We start from the raw sequence: 20944 nt of genomic DNA, 5'->3' as shown, positions 1-20944 counted from the left end.
AGGAACACAAGGAGCACACCACCCCATGACCGCCCGCCTCAGCTCCCGCGCGCTCGCCCTGGCCATAGCCACCGCCACCGCGGGGGCGGCCACCGCCCTGCTGGTCCCGGCGTTCGCCGCCGCCGACTCGCCGTCGTCCCCGGCCGTACCGCTCACCGGCGGCACCTTCGACTGGGGCGTCAAGCAGTCGTTCCGCTCGTACGTGACCGGCCCCGCGGGGGGCACCATCACCACCGCGGACGGCGCGACCGCCAACTCCAACGGCACCTTCCACTTCACCAACGGCCAAGGCTCGTACGACACGTCGACGCACGGCGTGACCGTCGGCTTCGACGGCAGCGTCGAGTTCGCGTCCACGCTGCACGGCTTCGACATCAAGCTGGCCGACCTCAAGGTCGTCACCGTCGGCACCACGGGCAGGATCACCGCCGACGTGACCGCCGCGGGCAGCACGTCGAACGACGTGGAATTCGCCACGCTCGACCTGTCGAACGTCAGGCCCGGCGGCGGCGCGGGCGGCGCGATGACCTTCAACGGCATCCCGGCCACGCTGACCGCCGACGGGTCGAGCGCCTTCAACGGCATGTACCAGCCCGGTACGGCGCTGGACGCAGCCGACCTGTCCGTCACTCCGGGCGCCGCCCCGACGACGACGCCGCCCACCACCCCGCCGACCACGGCCCCCACCACGCCGCCGACCACCAACCCGCCGACCACCAACCCGCCGACCGGCGAGCCCACCGGTGAGCCCACGGGCGAGCCGACCGCCACGCCCACCACGACCGCGCCCGGCGGCCCCGCCGCCGTCGTGGACGGCAACCTCGACTGGGGCGTCAAGCAGTCCTTCCGCTCCTACGTCACAGGACCGATCGCCGACGGCAAGGTGGAGCTCACCGACGGCGCCACCGGCACCGCCTCCGGCTACCGCTTCCCCAAGGGCGCCGGCACCTACGACGCCGCCACCAAGACCCTCAACGCCTCCTTCTCCGGCGGCGTCCGCTTCCTCGGCCACCTCCAGCAGGGCACGTACGCGCTCGACCTGAAGTTCGGCAACTTCACGGTGGCCACCAAGGGCGCCACCGGCACCCTCACCGCCGACGTGTCGGCCAAGGACATGGCCTCGGGCAAGGTCACCGACTACAAGGGCATCGCCGTGGCCACCCTGAGCGGTGTCGCGCCGACCGCCGACGGCGACGTCGTCACGGTCTCCGGCGCCTCCGCCGTGCTCACCGAGGACGGCGCGAAGGCGTTCAGCGGCTTCTACAAGGCGGGCGACGCGCTCGACCCGGTGACGGTCGCCGTCTCGCTGGACGACAGCGCCACCCTGCCGACCGGTTCGCCGAGCCCGTCGGCCGGTTCGTCGGGCGGTTCCTCCGACGGCGGTACGACCGGCGGCTCCACCAGCGGCGGTACGACCGGCGGTTCCGGCAGCACGGTCGGCGGCACCGGCAACGACTTCACCACCGACGGCGAGCTGGCCTCCACCGGCTCCGGCACCCCGTCCGCCGCGCTGCTCGCCGCCGCGGGCGCCCTGCTGGTGACCGGCGCCGCCGCGACCGTCACCGTGGCCCGCCGCCGCAACACCGTCTGACGCAACACCGTCCGACGCGGCACCGTCTGCCACGAAGACCTCAGGCACAGCCGAAAGCCGGGCGGCCCACCGTGAGTTCAGGTGGGCCGCCCGGCTTCGCGGGGGTCGTACGGACAGCGCGCCCTCACGCGGAGAGCGGGAAGGCGTCCCCCAGCTCTCGGAAGACCGCGATGTTCAGCGCGAAGGCGGTCCTGCACTCCTCGACCACCCGCTGCTTCTCCAGGTCGTCGACCGCGAGGCCGTCCAGCAGTTCGCGGTACTCGCGCTTGAAGGCGGCCGGGTTGTCGATGCCCTCGAAGACGTAGAAGCGGACACCGTCGCCCTTGCGGGCGAAGCCCCAGGTCTTCTCCGCGACACCGCGGACGACCTGGCCGCCGGAGAGGTCGCCGAGGTAGCGGGTGTAGTGGTGCGCGACATACCCGGCGGGCCACTCGCGGGCGACCTCGGCCACCCGGGCCGCGTACCGGGCGGTGGCGGGCAGCGCGGTCGCGCGGTCCTTCCAGCCCTCGCCGAGCAGGTGGTCGAGGTCCTGTTCGAGGGAGGCGACGCGCAGCAGCTCGGTGCGGGTGAAGGGCGCGGCCACCGAGTCGTCGGCCAGCAGGTGCGCGCCCTCCTCCAGCGCCCGGTACACGAACCAGAGCTGCTCGGTGTAGCGCGCGTACGCGTCCACGCCGAGCCGCCCGCCGAGCAGGTCGTCCATGAAGGTCGAGTCGTGCGCCTCCTGGTGCTGGGCCCGGGTCGCGGCGCGGATGGCGGCGGAGAAGGGGGATGCGGCGGACGGTGCGTCCGGAGTGGCCGACGTGTCCGAAGTGGCCGACGGAATCGACGTGGTCAAAGGAACCTCCTGGTCAAGGCTGTGCGCCGACCTCGATCCTCCCAACTTAGGCTTACCTAAGTCAATAGGTTGCCGACATGATGTCGGAAACGGCCGCCAGGGGAACACTTCCACCCCGGGTGGGTGTTCATTCCTGGCAAGAGGGAGGATGTGCTCCACCGTCCGCGTACCGTGGTCCGCGGGACGGGAGTGGCGAGGAAAGGAGCCCGATGGCAGGCAAGAGCAGGGTGTCCGACTGGTTGCGCCGCCGTACGGAGAGCGCTTCGGGCAACAGCCGGGCGGCCAGGGCGGCAGCCGCCGCTGCCGCCGACGACCTGCGCCGTGACGAGCTGATCCAGGCGGCCGTCGCCGCCTCGTATCCCGTCGCACCGGCCGTGCACCCCGAGGGCTTCGGCTGTTCGTGCGACCGGATCGGCTGTCACATCCCCGGTGTGCACCCCGTCTCGCAGGCGTGGCAGACCCAGGCGAGCACCGACCCGCAGCGGGTCGCCCAGTGGCTCAGCGGCCAGCCGCTCGCCAACTTCATCACCGCCACCGGGCTCAACCACGACGTCCTCGACGTCCCCGCGGAAGCGGGCCGCGTCGCGCTGGAACGGCTGACCGCCGACGGCGCCACCATCGGCCCGGTCGCCCTCCAGGGCGAGGACCGGATGCTGTTCTTCACCGCCACCCGCGGCACCCCCGCCGACGAGGACGAGTGGTGGCCCTGCGCCCTCGACTGCAACCCGGAGACCGCCGACGAGCACCCCGGCATCCGCTGGCACTGCCGCGGCAGCTATGTGCTGCTGCCCCCGGCCCGGCTGCCGTCCGGCGGCACGGTCGTCTGGCTCCCCGACCTCGGCCCCGACCTCCCGCTGCCCGACCCGCTCCCCGTCCTCGACATCCTCACCGACGCCTGCGCCCAGTTCGCCTACGAACCTGAGCCGGAACCGGTCGCCCGCACGCGCTGAGCCCGTCCCCGCAGAGCCGTTCCCGCTGAGGCCCGTCCCCGCTGAGTCCCTACGCGCCCGTCGCCGAGACCAGGCCCGCCAGGCGGCTGAGGACCGCCGTTTTCGCGTCCGGTCCCGCGCTGCGGGCGGGGACCGTGGCGGCCTGCTGCGACATGCGGGAGAGGGTGACGGAGGTGCGGGGGGTGCCGGTCATCAGGGCCTTGGTGTCCTGGTCGATGCTGAGCTGGTAGCCCTCGCGGTACGTGGCGCGGGTCTGATGGCGACTGGCGAACAGCACGAGCGCGCCGCCGGACCTGGTACGCAGCGCGACCGGGGTGAAGTCGCCGCCGTCGGCGGGCTGATCGGCGTACTGCGTCACGGAGTTGGCCGTACGCCGGTTCTTGTCGCGCCCGGCCAGCAGCTCGGAGGTCGCCGGACCGTCGGCGAACGCCGGTGCGGCGGGAGCCTGTTGGAGATACGAGGTGTACGCCGTGCTCAACCGGCCCGGCTGCACGAGCAGATCGGTGCCCGCGGCAGGCAACGCCTCGACCAGACCGTCCTTGTCGGTGGCGAGGGCGGGCAGCGCGTCCGGTGCCATGACGGCAAGGAAGGACGCCTTCCACGGGTCGCCCGCGGTGAACCGGCGGAAGACCAGCAGCCACCGCGAGTCGCCGCCGCGGTTGGTCGCGGTGTCCGCCACGAAGAACTTCGGCCAGCCGCGCTGCCTCGGCACCAGGAAGCGCGAGTCGGAGAAGGCCAGCGGCGTGAACGACGCGTTGCCCTCGGGGTGGTTGGCGTGCTTGGCCCGCACCCCCGCCTCGTCGATGGCGCCCAGCGCGCCCGACTCGATCTCGGCGACCAGCGACTCGTCGTACGCCTTCGTCGCCGCGTTGTTGACCTTCGCGAAATTCGCCAGCACCTCGGCCGCCTCCGCGGGCCGCACCGACGCGATGTCCGCGCGCTCACCGTGCACGGTGACACAACCGGCCAACGGCACCGCCAGCGCGGTCGCCGCCGCCGCCAGACACAGGCTCCGACGGTTCATGGCAGGGTCAGCACCTCCGCGCCGTCCGCCGTGACCACCAGCGTGTGCTCGAACTGGGCGGTGCGCTTGCGGTCCTTGGTGACCACGGTCCAGCCGTCGTCCCACATGTCGTACTCGTGCGTGCCCAGCGTCAGCATCGGCTCGATGGTGAACGTCATGCCGGGCCGCATCACCGTCGTCGCCCGCGGGTCGTCGTAGTGCGGGATGATCAGCCCAGAGTGGAACGCGGTGTGGATGCCGTGCCCGGTGAAGTCCCGCACCACGCCGTACCCGAAGCGCTTCGCGTACGACTCGATGACCCGGCCGATCACATTGATCTGCCGCCCGGGACGTACCGCCTTGATCGCCCGGTCGAGCGACTCCCGTGTGCGCTCCACCAGCAGCCGCGACTCCTCGGCGACGTCGCCCACGAAGTACGTGGCGTTGCAGTCCCCGTGCACCCCGTGGATGAACGCGGTCACGTCCAGGTTCACGATGTCGCCGTCGCGCAGCACCGTCGAGTCCGGGATGCCGTGGCAGATCACCTCGTTCACCGACGTGCACAGCGACTTGGGGAAGCCGCGGTAGCCCAGGTCAGAGGGGTACGCCTGATGGTCCACCATGTACGCGTGCGCGATCCGGTCCAGCTCGTCGGTCGTCACCCCGGGGGCGATGGCCTTCGCGGCCTCCTCCATCGCGCGCGCCGCGATCCGCGAGGCGGTCCGCATCTTCTCGACCGTCTCCGCGTCCTGCACCTCGGGCCCGGTGTACGGCGCCGGCCCCGGCCTGCCCACGTACTCGGGGCGCGGGATCGAGGCCGGCACGTGCCGGGTGGGGGAGAGCTTGCCGGGAACGAGCAGCGACTGACCAGACATGCCGACGAGTGTATCCGCGCCCGATCGGGGAACATGGCCGCAGGCGGCCACCCGCGGCACCCCCGACCACAGGAGACGATCATGGCGCTGTTCAGGGCGAAGAAGCCGGCCGGAAAGCCCGGCGAATGGTTCTACTGCATCGAACACCACAAGGTCGAGGAGGGGCCCGAATGCCCCGCCAAGGACCGCTTCGGCCCTTACTCCACCCGCGAGGAGGCGCAGCGGGCGATGGACACCGCCGCCGAGCGCAATCTCCAGTGGGACACCGACCCGAAGTGGCACGACACCGCCGACGGTGACGGCCAGGACGCCGGGAACGACAGGCCGGGGGGCTCCTGACGGAGCAGTCGGGCGGGGCCGGTCGTCAGGACGCGGTCGCGGGTGCCGTTTCCGTACCGCTTTCCGTGCCGCCTTCCGCTCCGCTTTTCGCCCCGCTCTTCGTCTCCGCCGCCGCCGGGTGCTGCCGCGCGTCGTACGACATCAGCTTCGGGAGAGCGGCGGCCAGGGCGACGACCGCCGCCGCGCACGCGACACCGCCGGTCCAGACGGAGGTACGGGCGGTGGTGAGGGCGGCCACGCCGCCGCTGCGGAGCTGACCGAGCTGCGGGCCGACCGAGTACGACAGCAGCTCGATCCCCGCCAGGCGTCCGCGCAGCTCGTCGGGGATCGTCTGATTCCACATCGTGGAGCGGCCGACGCCGCTGATCATGTCGCAGCCGCCCGCCGCCGCCAGGCACAGCAGTACGAGCCAGATCCGGCCCGTCCAGCCCGCCGCGGCCATGGCCAGGCCCCAGCCCACGGCCGCGTACACCACCATCCGGCCGTGCCGGTGGATCCGGGTGGTCCAGCCGCTGGTCAGGCTGACCGCCAGGGAGCCGACCGACCCGGCCGCGTACATCAGGCCGAGCGACCACGGCGCGTGCAGGTCGTCCGCGAGGAACGGGAAGATCGCCGCCGGGTACGCGAAGAACATCGCCGCCAGGTCGATCGCGTACGTGCCGAGGAGTTCCTTGCGGCTCCACGCGTAGCGCGCGCCCTCCGCGATCGAGCGCAGCGAGGGCGGCTTCGCGTCGTGCGCGGCCGGTGAACGGCTCAGCCCCAGGCCGAGCGCGACGGAGAGCGCGAAGGTCGCCGCGTCGGCCGCGTACGCCCACGAAAGGCCCGCGTACGCGATCACCAGGCCCGCGACGGACGGGCCCGCGATGGCCCCGACCTGCCAGCGCAGCGCGTTGAGCGCCGCAGCGGCGGCGAGTTGGTCGCGCTGGACGATCCTGGGCACGATCGCGTCCAGGGCGGGCCGCTGGAGTCCCGTCAGCGCGCTCGACAGCGCCGCCACCACGTACAGCGGCCACACCACCGGGTGCGGCACCACCGTGTTGACCAGCAGCCCCAACGCCAGCAGGCCCTGCGCCGCCTCGGTCGCGTTGATCAGCAGCTTCCGGTCCATCGCGTCCGCGAGCGCCCCGCCGTACAGCCCGAACACGATCAGCGGCACCAGCTCCACCGCGCCGATCGCTCCCACCGCGACGGCCGAGCCCGTCAGCTCCTTGATCTGCACCGGCAGGGCCACGAACGTCAGGAAGCTTCCGAACGTCGTGACGGCTCCCGCCAGCCACATTCTCCGGAAGTCCGCCGAGGTGCGCCACGGCGTCATGTCGGGGAGCAACGCCCTCTTCCGCTTCCGCGGGGGTGGGGGGTCATCGGTCACGGTCACTGTCACGTAGGGCGATGCTCCCCGGCCCGGCCTCCCCCCGCAAAGCCTTTTCCCCCCCCCCCCCGCCCGACCCGCCCCCCCACCGGGCCGGCGGCCCGGCGACAACCGAATTGCCCCGCCGGGGCGGGTGGTGACCTGCGGGAGCGCGGTGGCTGGGGGCGCCCACGCGGCGGCAGCCGAGAACCGCACCGGGGCCGCGCCCCTGGGGGCACCCACCTGGGAGAGGTGATCGGGGGGTGGGGTTACCAGCGGGGAGGAGGGGTGGAGAGGTGGTCGGCCAGGCGGGAGAGGGGGTCGCGGAAAGGGGGGCGGCGAGGGGCCGTGGCCTCACCCGCAGCGGAGCTGACAAGGTGCTGGAGGACGTCGAGGGAGAGCGCGGGCGCGTCGGGCGAGGGCAGGCTCAGGACGTCGTGGGCGACGCCGTCGAAAGAGTGACCCTCCGCGGAAGCGGACAGGGCGAGGACGGTGGCGCCGGAGCGCCTGGCGTCGTGGACGCGTTCGAGGATGCCGGCCCCCGGCCGGTCGGGGGCGACGAGCAGCACGGTCTCGCCGCGCCCGGCGGCGGCCAGCCGCCGCAGACCGACGGCGAGATGCGGCGGCGCGCCCGGCGGCACGCGGAACCGCAGGAGCGTGGGGGAGAGTTCGGGCACCCCGCTCCAGGCGGCCTCGTCGTCGAGGTGCGCGGCGAGATGCCACGGCTCGTACGCGTCGGTGCCGACGAGCAACAGCGGTCCCGGCCCGCGCTGGACCGCGGTTCTGAGCGTCCCGCCGAAGGCCCGGGCGGCGCGCGGCCACTCCGTTCCGGCGAGCACTTCGCGCAGCAGCGCGACCCGTACGGCGTCCATGGCACGGCATCCTTCCGCCCCCGGAGTGATCCGCGCCACCGAACGCCGTCGAACACCGCCCGCACCTGGCAGGATCGCCGGTATGACTACCCCTGAGGACGTGAAGACCCCGGCCAAGGCACCGGCCAAGGACCCCTGGGAGCTGCCCGACGTGTCGGGCCTGGTGGTGGGAGTGCTCGGCGGCACCGGTGACCAGGGCCGCGGGCTCGCCTACCGGCTGGCCAGGTCGGGCCAGAAGGTCGTCATCGGCTCCCGCAACGCCGAGCGCGCGCAGACCGCCGCCGCCGAACTCGGCCTCGGCGTCGAGGGCGCGGACAACGCGGAGTGCGCCCGCCGCAGCGACATCGTGATCGTCGCGGTGCCGTGGGACGGCCACGCCAAGACCCTGGAGTCACTGCGCGAGGAGCTGGCGGGCAAGCTCGTCGTGGACTGCGTCAACCCGCTCGGTTTCGACAAGCAGGGCGCGTACGCCCTCAAGCCCGACGAGGGCAGCGCCGCCCAGCAGGCCGCCGCCCTGCTCCCGGACTCGCGGGTCACCGCCGCCTTCCACCACCTGTCGGCGGTGCTGCTCCAGGACCCGGAGATCGCGGAGATCGACACCGATGTGATGGTCCTCGGCGAGGCCCGCGCCGACACCGACATCGTCCAGGCGCTCGCCGCCCGTATCCCCGGCATGCGCGGTGTCTTCGCGGGCCGGCTGCGCAACGCCCACCAGGTCGAGTCGCTGGTCGCCAACCTCATCTCGGTCAACCGCCGTTACAAGGCCCACGCGGGACTGCGCCTCACCGACGTCTGAGCCGCATCCGAGCCGTAGCCGCGCCGCATCCGAGCCGTAGCCGGGCCGGCCACGCGAGCCGTACGTCCGAGACGTACGAGCCCGTCCCGAGCGGTCCGGGGCATGGGGGACAATGGCGGACGACCGTACGCGTCCGCCCGGACAGGAGCCGCACCCCATGCCCCGCCTCGCCCTCTACGCCCTCATCGCGTGCCTGCTCGCCGTCGCCGCCGCGGTGGTGTCCTTCGCGCACGGCAGCTTCCTGGGCATCGTGTGGGTGCTGCTCGCCGGGCTGACCAGCAACATGTGCTGGTACTACTTCCGCAAGGCGAAGATGGACGCCGCCGCTGCCGCCGACGCTACGGGCCAGCCGCAGAGCTGACGTCACTTCCGCCAGAACTGGAACAGCGTGTAGCCGTAGTCCACGTAGTCGCGCGGCACGTGCAGCCAGCCCATCACGGTGTCGATGGCGTGGAAGAACTTCACGTTCACCGCCGGGATCCACAGCACACCGAAGACCGCCAGCAGGCCGAACTGTGAGAAGGGCTCGAACTGGCGGCGGGCGGCGGGCGAGAGCCACGGCTCGATGATGCCGTAGCCGTCCAGGCCCGGGACCGGCAGCAGGTTCAGGATCGCGGCGGTCACCTGGAGCATCGCCAGGAAGGCGAGCGCGCACAGGAACTCGGTCGGCCAGGAGTCCAGCGCGCCGAGCGCGAACGGCAGCATCAGCAGCACCGCGAAGGCGACGTTGACCAGCGGGCCCGCCGCCGAGATGAGGCTGTGCCGCCAGCGCCCCTGGATGCGGCCGCGCTCGATGAAGACGGCCCCGCCGGGCAGGCCGATGCCGCCCAGGATCACGAAGACCACCGGCAGCACGATGGACAGCAGCGCGTGCGTGTACTTCAGCGGGTTGAGGGTCAGATAGCCCTTCGCGCCGATGGAGATGTCACCGCTGTGCAGGGCGCTGCGGGCGTGCGCGTATTCGTGCAGGCACAGGGAGACGACCCAGCCGGACACCACGAACAGGAAGACCGCGAAGCCGTGGTCGGAGGCCAACTGGCTCCACACCGCCCAGCCGGACACGGCCATCACCGCGACGATGGCGAGGAAGACCGGGCTGATCCTCCGGTCGCTGTCGCCGCGACGGTCGGCCCTGCGGATCGATGTGACGCTCATGGACGGGCTCCTGGCGTGGGCGGTGGGGCGCTGAGGCTACGGGAGGTCGTGCGCGGGCCCGGCGGCCCGACGGCGGGGGGACCGACGGTGGTGGGGACGGACGCGGCCTGAGGCAGCCGCCCGATCATGCCATCCGGGACGGAAACGACACAGGCCGTGCCCGGGAAACGTCCGGCGGCGTGACCAGGTTCCAACGCCGCGTCACCCCGGGCCACCGCTGTACGGAGGCGCGCGAGCGGACGCCACGCCTCCGCCCCCCGCGTGGACCGTACGCCCTCGCCGCCGCGGGCGGACCGGGGCCGACCGGGGCGCGGTGACCGTGCGGGCTCCGTAACAATGGGGCCGTGCGATACGCGATTCTCGGCACCACCCAGGCTCTGCGCGACGACGGCACGCCCGCCGCACTGGCGGGCGGTCGGCTGCGCGCGCTGCTGACGGCGCTCGCACTGCGGCCCGGCCGGGTGATCGGCGCGGACGCGCTCATCGACGAGGTGTGGGACGGCGACCCGCCCGCCGGGGCGACCGGCGCGCTGCAAGCGCTGATCGGTCGGCTGCGCCGGGCCATCGGCCATGACGCGGTCGGCTCGGTCGACGGCGGCTACCGGCTGGAGGCGGCGCCCGAGGACGTGGATCTGTACCGGTTCGAGCGGCTGGCCGACGAGGGGGCGCGGGCGCTGGCCGACGGCGACCCGGTCAAGGCCGCCGGGCTGCTCGGCGACGCGCTCGCGCTATGGCGCGGGGCCGCGCTCGCGGACCTGCCCGACCGGGGCACGGCCGCCGTCCGCAGCGAGGCGCTGCGCCGGGACGCCCAGCGGCAGCGGCTCACCGCGGAACTGGCCCTCGGCAGGGCAGGCCCGATCCTCCCCGAGCTGGCGGAGCTGGCCGCCGCGCACCCCCTGGACGAGCCGCTGCGCGCCCTCCACATCCGCGCCCTGCGCGCCGCGGGCCGTACCGCCGACGCCCTGGCCGCGTACGAGGCGGTCCGCCGTGACCTCGCCGACCAGCTCGGCGCCGACCCCAGCCCCGAACTGCGCGCCCTGCACGCGGAACTGCTGAACCCCCCGCCGCTGCCGGGTGACCGTCCGGTCGGGGGGAATCCGCCCGGCCCGGGCGGTTCCGCGGCCGGAAGGGCGCAGAGCCGGGCCCGCGGCACCCGAACGCCCACCCCCGGATCCGAAACCCGCGGCCCCACCGCGGCCCCCGGCCCACGCCCGGCCGATCACGGACAGGACGGCCGGGACCACCGGACCGGACCCGCTTCCGGCGGAGACGGGCAGGGCGGCCCGGCCGAGTACGGTCCCGGCGGGCCCGTCATGGGCGCCGCCGCGGGCGAGGCGGCTGACGGCGGTGCGTCCGGGCGTCGGGGCGCGGCCGTTGCGGGCGAGGCCCGGCCCGTACCGGGGAACGCCCGCGCGCGGCTGACCAGCTTCGTCGGCCGCGAGGCCGACCTGGCCGCGGTGCGCGGCGACCTGTCGCGCGCCCGGCTCGTCACGCTCACCGGACCCGGCGGCACGGGCAAGACGCGGCTGTCGCAGGAGGCCGGTGACCTGGTGGCGCCGCGCTGGAAGGACGGCGTCTGGTACGTCGAACTGGCGCCGGTCAGCGATCCGCGGACGGTGCCCGAGGCGGTGATCAGCTCGCTGGGGCTGCGCGAGACGCTGCTGCACTCCGGCAGCGCCACCGAGGCCGCGCTGTCCGTCGAGACCAAGACCAAGGACCCGGCCCGGCAGCTCACCGACTACTGCGCGAGCCGCGAGCTGCTGCTGGTGCTGGACAACTGCGAGCACGTGATCGGCGCTGCCGCGACCCTGACCGAACAGCTCCTCGCGCACTGCCCGGGCGTCTCGGTGCTCGCCACCAGCCGCGAACCCCTGGGCGTACCGGGCGAGTTGGTACGGCCGCTGGACCCGCTGCCGGACCCGACGGCGCTGCGGCTGCTCGCCGACCGGGGCGCGGCGGCCAGGCCCGGCTTCTCGGTGGACGAGGACCCGGTGGCCTGCGCCGAGCTGTGCCGCCGCCTGGACGGGCTGCCGCTGGCCATCGAGCTGGCCGCGGCCCGGCTGCGCAGCCTCTCGCCGCGCCAGCTCGCCGACCGCCTCGACGACCGCTTCCGCCTCCTGACCGGCGGCAGCCGTACGCTGCTGCCCCGCCAGCAGACGCTGCGCGCCGTCGTGGACTGGAGCTGGGACCTGCTGGACCCGGCCGAACGCGTCCTGCTCCGCCGCCTGGCGGTCTTCCGCGGCGGCTGGACCCTGGAGGCCGTCGAGGCGATCTGCCCGGACCCCGAAGGGACCGGCCCCGACGAAGCCGGCCCGGCGAAAGCGGCGGACGGCGCCCGCGAGGGCGTCCGCATCGACGCCCTCGACGCCGCTGCGCTGCTCGCCTCCCTGGTCGACAAGTCCCTCGTGCTGGCCGACCTCACCGACGACGGCGTACGCCACCGGATGCTGGAGACGATCTCGGAGTACGCGACCGAGCGCCTGGAGGAGTCCGGCGAGCGCGCGGCCGTCGAGCGGCGGCACCTCACGTACTTCAGGGAGTACGTGCGCACCGCCGACCCGATGCTGCGCGGCGCGGGGCGCGGTCAGCACCGGGGCGCGGGCGAGGAGGGCGTGGGCCAACTCGTATGGCTGGAACGGCTGGAGCGCGAGCACGAGAATCTGCGGGCCGCGCTGCGCCGGGCGGTGGAGACCGGCGACGAGCAGGACGCGCTGCTGCTGGTGCTGAGCTGCTGCTGGTTCTGGGAGGTCCGCAACTACCAGTCGGAGCGCCGCCATTGGCCTGCGGCGGTGGCCGCGATGGGTCCCGACCCGTTCGAGACGCCGCCCGCCCTCGAACCGCTGGACCGCGGTCCGCTGGACGATCCGCCGCCGCTGGAGGGCGAGCGGCTGCTGGAGGCCAGGCGCTGGGTGCGGATCGAGGACATGGCGTCCATGCAGGGCGAGACCGACTGGTGGGAGCACCCGAAGCTGGCCCGTATCGGCCGCGCGCTGATAGAGACCTACCCGCCGCATCTGCCGCAGTCCGCCCGCTTCCCCGGCATCCTGCGGCCCTACGGCGCCTTCTTCTCCGGCGACTTCTCCCGGCTCGGCCCGCTGATGGACGAGACCGTGGAGAGCTGCCGCGTCCACGGGCGGCAGTGGGAGCTGGCCTTCGCGCTGCAACTGCGCGCGAAGATCAACAACGACATCAGTGAACGGCTCGCCGACGCGCTGGCCGACATCGCGGAGAGCCGCGGGCTCTTCCAGCGGCTCGGTGACGAGTGGGGCACCGCGGAGACGCTGTCCGCCGAGGCGGAGGCGGCCTCCAACGGCGGTGAGTGGGCGCGCGCCGCGCAATGCTGCCGCGAGGGCATCGCGCTGGCCCGCAAGATCGGCTCCCACCAGCACGTACCGGTGCTCACCGTCCGGATGGGCGAGGCGCTGTTCCACTCGGGCGAGGAGGACGAGGGCGAGCGGCTGCTGCGCGAGGGGGTCGCGGACGCCGACAAGTACGCGGCGGCCAGCGAGGGCGCGGGCTTCTTCGGCCGGGTGCTGCTCGCCCAGGTGCTCAGCCGCCGCGGCAGGTTCGACGAGGCGCTGGAGCTGATCGACGACGCCCTCGACGCGACGGTCCGCCACGCCAACGGTGTGCCCGGCTTCATCAAGGGGCTGCTGCACGCCATGCGCGGCTCCCTGATCGGCCGGGCCGGCGACCCGGAGACCGGGCTGCGGCTGATCGACGACGGTGTCGCGGAGCTCAGCCGCCACCCGCTGGCCACGGTCATCACCCCGCGGCTGGCGATCATGCTCTCGCCCGGGGTGGTGGATCTGCTGACGATGCTCGCCACCGCGGACGGTGCCGACCAGGAGCGCGCGGTGCGCAGGGCGCGCCGCGCGGTGGCGCTGCTCAACGCCAACGGCCGCCTGCGGCCGTCCGTGATGGCCCCGGCCGAGCGGCAGGACATGGAGCAGGCGGAGGGCCGGCTGCGGGAGTTGCTCACCGACGCCGGGTACGAGGCCGCGCACGCGGAGAGCGACGGCCTCACCCTGGAGGAGGCCGTCGCTCTCATGCGTGACGTGGACTGACGCGAACCGGTGCCGGGTGGCCCGGCGGCCGGGTCAGGTCTTCTTGCGGAAGCGCGCCACCGCCAGCGGCATCGTCACCGCGGTGATGCCGACCGACCAGGCCAGCGTGATCAGCACCGGGTGGGTGACCGAGCCGCCGTTGATCAGCCCGCGGGCCGCGTCGGCCAGGTTGGACAGCGGGTTGACCTTGGTGAAGCCCTCCAGCCAGCCGGGCATGGTGGTCGGCGGCGCGAAGATCGAGCTGCCGAACTGAAGGGGCATCAGCACCAGCATGGCGACGCCCTGGACCGCCTGGGGCGTCTTCATGGCCAGGCCCAGCAGGATGAAGATCCACATCAGGGAGGCGCCGAACACCGCCGACAGGGCGATGGCCCCGAACAGGTGCAGGACATCGGTGTGGATGGACAGGCCGAGCGCGAAGCCCATGCCCAGCAGGATCGCGATGGCGATCATCATCCGGCCCATCTCGACGACGATCTTCGCGATGAGCACCGAGGACCGCGCGATCGGCATCGTGCGGAAGCGGTCCATGACCCCCTTGCGGAAGTCGTCGTTGACCCCGCTGCCGACGGCCATGGAGATGTTCATGCCCATCATGGCCATCAGGCCGGGGATCACGTAGTTCACGTACTCCTGCTGGTTGCCCTTGCCCGCCACCGCGCCGCCGAAGACGTACACGAACAGCAGGGTGAAGATGACGGGCATCAGGACCGCGTCGAACATCGACTCCGGGTCCTGCTTGATCTGGAGCATGTTGCGGCGCGCGAGCGCGCCGATGTGCCGGAGGTTGGCCCGCAGGCCGATCCGTCCCTCGCCGGTGGCCGCTGCCTTCGCGGGCGCGGTGACCGTCGCCGTAGCCGCGCTCATGCCGCGACCTCCACTTCGTTCTTGTCGTCGATCCGGGTGTCCTCGTCCGGCCGGGCGTCGGGCTGGCCCGCGCCGTCGTCGGACTTCTTGCCGGTGATGGCGAGGAAGACCTCGTCCAGGCTGGGCAGGTGGGTGCCGATGTGCGCGATGGAGAAACCGCGGGTGCCCAGCAGGCCGACCACGGCGGTCAGTTGCTCGTCGCTGAGGATCGGCACGCTCACCACGCCGTCCTCGCGGTCGGCGGTGGCGCCCGCCACCCCGTCGAGTCCGGCGCCGGAGATCGCCTCGGCCATCGCCGCCACCATCGAGGGCTCGCTCGGCCGGATCACCAGGGTGCGCCCGCCGACCTTCGCCTTCAGCTCCTCCACCCGGCCGTTGGCGATCACCCGGCCGCGGTCGATGACCGTCAGCTCGTTGGCGAGCTGCTCGGCCTCCTCCATGTACTGGGTGGTGAGCAGGACGGTCGCGCCCTCGGAGACCATCCGCTGGACCTCGGCCCACACCTCGTTACGGGTGCGGGGGTCCAGGCCGGTGGTCGGCTCGTCCAGGTAGAGCACCGCCGGGTTGCCGATCATGCTGGCCGCCAGGTCGAGGCGGCGGCGCATGCCGCCCGAGTACTCCTGGGCCGGGCGCTTGGCGGCCTCGGTGAGCGAGAAGCGCTCCAGCAGCTCGTTGGCGCGGGCCTTGGCGTCCTTGCCGGACAGGTCGAGCAGCCGCCCGATCATGTACAGGTTCTCCCGGCCGGACAGCTTCTCGTCCACCGAGGCGTACTGGCCGGTCAGGCCGATCACCCGGCGGAGCTGCCGGGGCTGCTTGAGCACGTCGTATCCGGCGACCCACGCCGAGCCCGCGTCGGGCTGGACCAGCGTAGACAGCACGCGCACCAGGGTGGTCTTGCCCGCTCCGTTCGGGCCGAGCACGCCGAGTACGGTGCCCTGGCGGACATCGAGATCCACCCCGTCGAGGGCCTTGGTCTCACCGTAGTGCTTGACCAGACCCCGTACCTCTACGGCGGAGTGCCCGCCGCCGTCAGTCAGTCGCTTCGTCATGCCGACAACAATGGCGGGCGCCGCTGACACCGCGCCGACATCGCGCCGACAGCCGGGGACCGACCGTATCGGTGGCGTGTCAGCGACCGGTCACCGACCGGTCACCGATCGGTCACCGATCGGTCACCGATCGGTCGGTAACGCTAGAGCGGCACGCTGACCAGCAGTGTTCCGTCCGCCGCCCGGATCTCGAAGCGGCTGATCGAGTCCTTGTGCAGTCCTGCGGCGCCGTGCACGGTCAGCGGTCGCGGCTGGGCGTCCGTGCCGTAACCGGTCTCCGGCACCGCCCAGGTGGCCACCGTCTGGCCGTTGCCGTCCAGCGCGACCGCGACCAGGCGGCACGTCTGCGGGCCGCGCACGCCCGTCAGCCGCAGGTCCACCACGCTGCCCCAGCCCTTGTCCGCGATGCCGACGGTCGCCCTGACGCCGGTCTCCGGGTTGGTCGCGGAGCGCTGGTCGGACGCGAAGGCCCCGGCGGCCGGGCGCCCGCCGCCGTCGTCGGTGGCCAGCACCGCGACCAGCGGTCCGCCGACCACCAGCACCGCCACGGCGGCCACCGCGGCCAGCCGCCGCCGCTTGCGCGCCCCGCGCTCGCGCGCCACCTGGTCGAGCAGCCGCCCGAGCATCGCGTCACCGCCGGGCGGGTGCGCGAAGGCGACGCCGTCCTCGCGCATCTCGTGGAGCACCGGCAGCAGCCCGCTCAGCTCGTCCAGCTCCCGGCCGCAGCTCTCGCACTCGGCCAGGTGCTCCTCGAAGCGGGTCATCTCCGCTTCGTCCAGCGCCCCGAGCAGATAGGCGCCCACATCGACGTGCGGTGTCATGAAGTGGTCACCCCTCTCTCCTCCAGCGCGTTCCGCAGGGCCCGCAGCGCGTAGAACACCCGCGACCGTACGGTGCCCTGCGGCAGTCCCAGTTCGTCCGCCGCCTCGTTGACCGTACGGCCGCGGAAGTATGTCTCGACCAGCACCTCGCGGTGCGCGTCCGACAGGTCCCGCAGGGCGTCGGAGATGGTCATCAGCCGCAGCGACCGTTCCAGCTCGTCCCTGGCGGGGAGCAGGTCGAGCGCGGCGGGCGAGGTCTCCGGCGGCCGGGAGCCGCGGCTGCGGTGGCCGTCGATCACGATCCGCCGGGCCACCGTCACCAGCCAGGGCCGCAGTGAACGGGCCGCCGGGTCGAGCTTGGCCGCGCTCTTCCAGGCCCGCAGCAGCGTCTCCTGCACGACGTCCTCGGCTAGGAACCGGTCGCCCGCGACGAGCCGCAGCACATAGGCGTAGAGCGCGCCCGCGTGCTCGCGGTACAGCGCCCGCATCAGCTCCTCCTCCGGAGCCGACACCGGCGGTTCCGGCGGTTCCGGCGGCCCGGCGGCGCCGGGAGGTGGTCCGTCCACGGCGGCATCCTGCCGTACCCGCTGCCGTGGGTCGAGTTCGCCCGTGCCGGGACCCATGCCGACCTCCTCCCGTTCCGCGCCGCTCCCCTCCCCGTATACGGACGCCGGGCCCGGATGACTCAGGCCGTTCCGGACAAAACCGTTCCGGACGGAAACGCGGGCAAGAACGCGGGCAGGAACGCGGACAGGTTTTCGGACGGAAACGAGAAGGGCGGCGCACCCGGGAGAACCGGGGCGCCGCCCTGCGCTGACGGGCGCGGGATCAGGGGAAGGGGATCAGTGGAAGGTGTGCTCCTCGGCGGGGAAGGCGCCGCCCACGACGTCCTCGGCGAAGGACTTGGCGGCGTCGCCGAGCACGCGGCGCAGATCGGCGTACTGCTTGGTGAAGCGCGGCACCTTGCCGCCGGTGAGCCCGGCCATGTCGGTCCAGACCAGCACCTGGGCGTCGGTGTCGGGGCCCGCCCCGATGCCGATGGTGGGGATCTGGAGCGAGCGGGTGACCTCGGCCGCCACCTCGGCGGGGACGAGTTCGAGGACGACGGCGAAGGCGCCGGCCTCCTGCGCGGCCTTGGCGTCCTGGACGAGCCGGTGGGCGGCCTCGTCACCGCGGCCCTGCACGCGGTAGCCCATGGTGTTCACGGACTGCGGGGTCAGGCCCAGGTGCGCCATGACCGGGATACCGGCCCGGACGATCGCCTCGGTCTGGGCCAGGGAGCGCTCGCCGCCCTCCAGCTTGACCGCGCCGACCCCGGCCTCCTTGATCAGCCGGGTGGCGCTGCGCAGGGCCTGCACGGGACCTTCCTGGTACGCGCCGAAGGTCAGGTCGCCGACGATCAGCGCGCGGCTGGTGCCGCGTACGACGGCGGAGGCCAGGATCGTCATCTCGTCCATGGTGACCGGGACGGTGGTCTCGTAGCCGAGGTGACAGTTGCCCATCGAGTCGCCGACCAGCATGACCGGGATACCGGCCTCGTCGAAGACCGACGCGGTCATCGCGTCGTAGGCGGTGAGCATGGGCCACTTCTCGCCGCGCTCCTTGGCCAGGGCCAGGTCGCGGACGGTGATACGACGGGTGCCGGTGCCCCCGTAGAGCGCCTTGGGGTGGTCGGCGGGCTGGGCGCCGGACGTGCCGGTCGCGGTCGTGCCCTGGCCGGCCTGGGAGTCACGGCCCTGCGCGCGGGCAGCCGAAAGCTGCGTCATGGTGACGGCTCCTTCAGTCATCTCGAGGCGCCCTGACGGCGTCCCCGGATCCCTTCCATGCTGGCACGGCTCGCCCGGTCCGGAAAGAGGGGGCACGTTTTTGCCGCCCCTTTACGATACGAGACGGGATCGTATCGAATAAGACCTTAGGCTGACCCTCATGGCCGACAACTCGATAACCGCCCCGCCGTCCCACGTGCCGGAGGCGATCCACCGCCGCCGCTGGGCGATTCTCACCGTGCTGCTGTTCAGCCTCCTCGTGGTGGTGCTGGACAACTCGATCCTCAACGTGGCGATGAAGACCATCGCCCAGCCCTCACCCACCGGCCTCGGCGCCTCGCAGAGCCAGCTCGAATGGGCGATCAACTCCTACACCCTGGTCTTCGCGGGCCTGCTGTTCACCGCCGGCCTGCTCGGCGACCGCCTCGGCCGCAAGAAGGTCCTGCTCTTCGGCATGGTCGTGTTCGGCGCCGGCTCCGCGCTGTCCGCGTTCTCCGGCTCCGCGGGCGAACTGATCGGCTACCGCGCTGTGATGGGCCTCGGCGGCGCCTTCATCATGCCCGCCACCCTGGCGATCATCATGAACGTCTTCGAGCGCAAGGAGCAGCCCAAGGCGATCGGCATCTGGACCGGCGTGGTCGGCCTCGCCATCGCCATCGGCCCGATCACCGGCGGCGCGCTGCTCGAACACTTCTGGTGGGGCTCGGTCTTCCTGATCAACGTGCCGATCGTGATCGCCGCGCTCATCGCCATGTTCATCCTGGTGCCCGACTCGCGCGACCCGCGCCCCGGCCGCCTCGACCCGGTCGGTGTGGTGCTCTCCATCGTCGGCCTGGTCCTGCTGATCTACGGCATCATCAAGGGCGGCCAGTTCGGCGACTTCACCAAGCCCGAGGTGTGGGCCACGATCGTCGGCGGCCTCGTCGTCCTCGGCGCCTTCGTGCTGTTCGAGAAGCGCAGCGACCACCCGGCCTTCGACGTCACCTACTTCAAGGACCGCCGCTTCTCCGCCTCCGTCGCGGCCATCGGCCTGGTCTTCTTCGCCCTGATGGGCGTCACCTTCTTCATCGTCTTCTACACCCAGACCGTGCGCGGCTACAGCCCGCTCAAGACCGGTCTGCTGCTGCTCCCGCTGGCCGCCGCGCAGATGGTCTTCGCGCCGCGCGCCCGGCTGGTGGTCGACCGCTTCGGGGCGCGCGCGGTGTGCACCGCGGGCCTGACCCTCACCGCGATCTCCTTCCTCGGCTTCCTGCTGCTCGGCCAGTCCACGCCGATCTGGGTGCTGGAAGTGCTGTTCTTCCTGATGGGTACGGCGATGGCGCACGTCATGCCGCCCGCCACCGTCATGATCATGTCGTCGCTGCCGCGCGAGAAGGCGGGCTCCGGGTCCGCGGTCAACAACACCTTCCGGCAGGTCGGCGGCGCGATCGGCGTCGCGGTCCTCGGCTCGGTGCTGTCCACCGTCTACCGCAACGGCATCGACGACCACCTCGACGTCCTGCCCGCCGGCGCGCGGCACTCGGCGGGGGAGTCCATCCAGGCCACCATCGGGATCGCGGAGAAGCTCGGCCCCAAGGGCCAGTCGCTGATCCAGCCCGCGAACGACGCCTTCATCCACGCCATGCACATCACCGCCGCGTGCTCGGCCGCCGTCGCCCTGGTCGGCGCCGTCGTCACCCTGGTCTTCCTGCCCGCCAAGGAGCGGGTCGGACAGGCGCCCGACGCCGCGGCGGAGCCGGAGAAGGTGGGTGCCGAGCAGTGATCGACCCTCCCAGTACGTCGGCCGCGCGGCGCGGTCGCCCGCGCTCCGCGGCCGTCGACGGCGCGGTCATCGAGACCGTGCTGCGGCTGATCGCCGAGGGCACCTCGCTGTCCGAGCTGTCCATGGAGGGCATCGCGCGGGAGGCCGGGGTCGGCAAGGCCACGGTCTACCGCCGCTGGCCGGGCAAGGAGGCGCTGCTGATCGACGTGCTCGCCACGGTCGACTCCCACCCGCTGCCCGAACTGCCCGGCACGTCCTTCCGTGACGATCTGATCGTCGCGGTCGAGTCGATACGGCGGCGCGGTGTGGCCAAGCGGGAGTCCGCGCTGATGCGGACGATGCTGACCGAGGCGCAGAGCAGCCCCGATCTGTGGCGCTGCTACCACGACACGGTCATCGCCACCCGCCGTGAGGCGCTGGCCCAACTGCTGCGGCGCGGCATGGCCGAGGGCGACATCCGGCCGGAACTGGGCAGGGACGTCGAGCTGCTGGTCGACTTCGTGACCGGACCGATGCTGGCGCGCTCCACGCTCCGGCCGGACGCCGAACTGTCGCCCGACCTCACCGAACGGCTGGTCGATCTGCTGCTCGACGGGATGCGCCCACGCGGCTGACCAGCGGCGGGGCGTACGGGAGTACACGGGGGCGCGGGGGATCTCCACCGCGCCCCCCACATATGTCCTGCGTGTCCCCGTCGTGTCACAGGTGGGGCCGATGCGGTGGGTGAAGGAACCCGCCGCACCCCGCTGTCCGTCGGTTCTCATAACGATCCCCTAAGGTCGGCAGAGCACCCGGCAAGGCAGTGAGGACCCTCATGACCCAGGCGCAGAGCGGCACGGACGCGACCA

Annotated in this window: 19 protein-coding genes; 8 read left to right on the top strand and 11 right to left on the bottom strand. The window is 72.7% G+C overall.

Annotated elements, in window-relative coordinates; translation table 11 throughout:
- The first annotated feature begins 25 nt into the window (after positions 1 to 25).
- A complete protein-coding gene (locus ACIP4Z_RS01220) occupies positions 26 to 1591 on the top strand; it encodes an HtaA domain-containing protein (RefSeq protein WP_401304058.1) in 1566 nt (521 codons plus the stop codon).
- A 124-nt stretch (positions 1592 to 1715) separates the two neighbouring features.
- On the opposite strand, the gene ACIP4Z_RS01215 is transcribed toward ACIP4Z_RS01220, so the two are convergent.
- Positions 1716 to 2414, bottom strand: a complete 699-nt coding sequence (locus ACIP4Z_RS01215) for a heme oxygenase (biliverdin-producing) (RefSeq protein WP_401305010.1) — start codon at positions 2412 to 2414, stop codon at positions 1716 to 1718.
- Between the two features lie 221 nt (positions 2415 to 2635).
- Here ACIP4Z_RS01215 and ACIP4Z_RS01210 point away from each other — a divergent pair, with 221 nt between their 5' ends.
- Positions 2636 to 3376: a bifunctional DNA primase/polymerase gene (locus ACIP4Z_RS01210; RefSeq protein ID WP_355334526.1), complete on the top strand. Its 741-nt coding sequence runs from the start codon at positions 2636 to 2638 to the stop codon at positions 3374 to 3376.
- Between the two features lie 49 nt (positions 3377 to 3425).
- Here ACIP4Z_RS01210 and ACIP4Z_RS01205 read toward each other — a convergent pair whose 3' ends face one another.
- Positions 3426 to 4400 carry a hypothetical protein gene (locus ACIP4Z_RS01205; RefSeq protein ID WP_391043704.1) on the bottom strand — a complete coding sequence of 325 codons (975 nt, stop codon included), beginning with the start codon at positions 4398 to 4400 and terminating at the stop codon, positions 3426 to 3428.
- Complete coding sequence (gene map, locus ACIP4Z_RS01200) at positions 4397 to 5254, bottom strand: type I methionyl aminopeptidase (RefSeq protein ID WP_355334521.1); 858 nt, start codon at positions 5252 to 5254, stop codon at positions 4397 to 4399. The genes ACIP4Z_RS01205 and map overlap by 4 nt, the downstream gene beginning before the upstream one ends.
- An 81-nt stretch (positions 5255 to 5335) precedes the next feature.
- On the opposite strand from map, the gene ACIP4Z_RS01195 reads away from it, so the two are divergent.
- Positions 5336 to 5593 carry a hypothetical protein gene (locus tag ACIP4Z_RS01195; protein WP_355334518.1) on the top strand — a complete coding sequence of 86 codons (258 nt, stop codon included), beginning with the start codon at positions 5336 to 5338 and terminating at the stop codon, positions 5591 to 5593.
- A 25-nt stretch (positions 5594 to 5618) separates the two neighbouring features.
- On the opposite strand, the gene ACIP4Z_RS01190 is transcribed toward ACIP4Z_RS01195, so the two are convergent.
- Together ACIP4Z_RS01190 and ACIP4Z_RS01185 are read right to left on the bottom strand one after the other, a co-directional pair.
- On the bottom strand, positions 5619 to 6908 hold the full coding sequence (locus ACIP4Z_RS01190) for an MFS transporter (protein ID WP_401304053.1): 1290 nt from the start codon (positions 6906 to 6908) through the stop codon (positions 5619 to 5621).
- Between the two features lie 302 nt (positions 6909 to 7210).
- Positions 7211 to 7813 carry a hypothetical protein gene (locus tag ACIP4Z_RS01185; RefSeq protein ID WP_401304051.1) on the bottom strand — a complete coding sequence of 201 codons (603 nt, stop codon included), beginning with the start codon at positions 7811 to 7813 and terminating at the stop codon, positions 7211 to 7213.
- 82 nt (positions 7814 to 7895) lie between these two features.
- Here ACIP4Z_RS01185 and npdG point away from each other — a divergent pair, with 82 nt between their 5' ends.
- The gene (gene npdG, locus ACIP4Z_RS01180; RefSeq protein WP_355334512.1) at positions 7896 to 8609 is read left to right on the top strand and encodes an NADPH-dependent F420 reductase; all 714 of its coding nucleotides are present in this window, start codon (positions 7896 to 7898) and stop codon (positions 8607 to 8609) included.
- A gap of 157 nt (positions 8610 to 8766) precedes the next feature.
- Entirely contained in the window at positions 8767 to 8970 is a 204-nt protein-coding gene (locus ACIP4Z_RS01175; protein WP_355334509.1) for a hypothetical protein, read from the top strand.
- Positions 8971 to 8972: 2 nt separating this feature from the next.
- Here ACIP4Z_RS01175 and ACIP4Z_RS01170 read toward each other — a convergent pair whose 3' ends face one another.
- Entirely contained in the window at positions 8973 to 9764 is a 792-nt protein-coding gene (locus ACIP4Z_RS01170; protein WP_401304047.1) for a site-2 protease family protein, read from the bottom strand.
- A gap of 344 nt (positions 9765 to 10108) precedes the next feature.
- Here ACIP4Z_RS01170 and ACIP4Z_RS01165 point away from each other — a divergent pair, with 344 nt between their 5' ends.
- Positions 10109 to 13831 carry an AfsR/SARP family transcriptional regulator gene (locus ACIP4Z_RS01165; RefSeq protein ID WP_401304045.1) on the top strand — a complete coding sequence of 1241 codons (3723 nt, stop codon included), beginning with the start codon at positions 10109 to 10111 and terminating at the stop codon, positions 13829 to 13831.
- A gap of 33 nt (positions 13832 to 13864) precedes the next feature.
- On the opposite strand, the gene ACIP4Z_RS01160 is transcribed toward ACIP4Z_RS01165, so the two are convergent.
- The 5 genes from ACIP4Z_RS01160 to panB all read right to left on the bottom strand — a co-directional run bounded on the left by ACIP4Z_RS01160 (position 13865) and on the right by panB (position 18334).
- The gene (locus ACIP4Z_RS01160; protein WP_188280623.1) at positions 13865 to 14698 is read right to left on the bottom strand and encodes an ABC transporter permease; all 834 of its coding nucleotides are present in this window, start codon (positions 14696 to 14698) and stop codon (positions 13865 to 13867) included.
- Positions 14695 to 15747, bottom strand: a complete 1053-nt coding sequence (locus ACIP4Z_RS01155; RefSeq protein WP_355334499.1) for an ATP-binding cassette domain-containing protein — start codon at positions 15745 to 15747, stop codon at positions 14695 to 14697. Before ACIP4Z_RS01155 ends, ACIP4Z_RS01160 begins: the two co-directional genes overlap by 4 nt.
- Positions 15748 to 15890: 143 nt before the next feature.
- Complete coding sequence (locus ACIP4Z_RS01150; protein ID WP_355334496.1) at positions 15891 to 16568, bottom strand: zf-HC2 domain-containing protein; 678 nt, start codon at positions 16566 to 16568, stop codon at positions 15891 to 15893.
- The gene (locus tag ACIP4Z_RS01145) at positions 16565 to 17191 is read right to left on the bottom strand and encodes a sigma-70 family RNA polymerase sigma factor (RefSeq protein ID WP_401304040.1); all 627 of its coding nucleotides are present in this window, start codon (positions 17189 to 17191) and stop codon (positions 16565 to 16567) included. Before ACIP4Z_RS01145 ends, ACIP4Z_RS01150 begins: the two co-directional genes overlap by 4 nt.
- Positions 17192 to 17410: 219 nt before the next feature.
- Positions 17411 to 18334: a 3-methyl-2-oxobutanoate hydroxymethyltransferase gene (gene panB, locus ACIP4Z_RS01140; protein WP_391160029.1), complete on the bottom strand. Its 924-nt coding sequence runs from the start codon at positions 18332 to 18334 to the stop codon at positions 17411 to 17413.
- 160 nt (positions 18335 to 18494) lie between these two features.
- Here panB and ACIP4Z_RS01135 point away from each other — a divergent pair, with 160 nt between their 5' ends.
- Both ACIP4Z_RS01135 and ACIP4Z_RS01130 read left to right on the top strand, forming a co-directional pair.
- Complete coding sequence (locus tag ACIP4Z_RS01135) at positions 18495 to 20096, top strand: DHA2 family efflux MFS transporter permease subunit (RefSeq protein WP_391043728.1); 1602 nt, start codon at positions 18495 to 18497, stop codon at positions 20094 to 20096.
- On the top strand, positions 20093 to 20710 hold the full coding sequence (locus ACIP4Z_RS01130) for a TetR/AcrR family transcriptional regulator C-terminal ligand-binding domain-containing protein (protein WP_391043730.1): 618 nt from the start codon (positions 20093 to 20095) through the stop codon (positions 20708 to 20710). The genes ACIP4Z_RS01135 and ACIP4Z_RS01130 overlap by 4 nt, the downstream gene beginning before the upstream one ends.
- Positions 20711 to 20944: the final 234 nt, after the last annotated feature.

The sequence above is a fragment of the Streptomyces sp. NPDC088910 genome (genome assembly GCF_044749865.1).
Taxonomy (GTDB): Bacteria; Actinomycetota; Actinomycetes; order Streptomycetales; family Streptomycetaceae; genus Actinacidiphila.
This window is presented reverse-complemented; position numbering and strand designations above follow the sequence as displayed.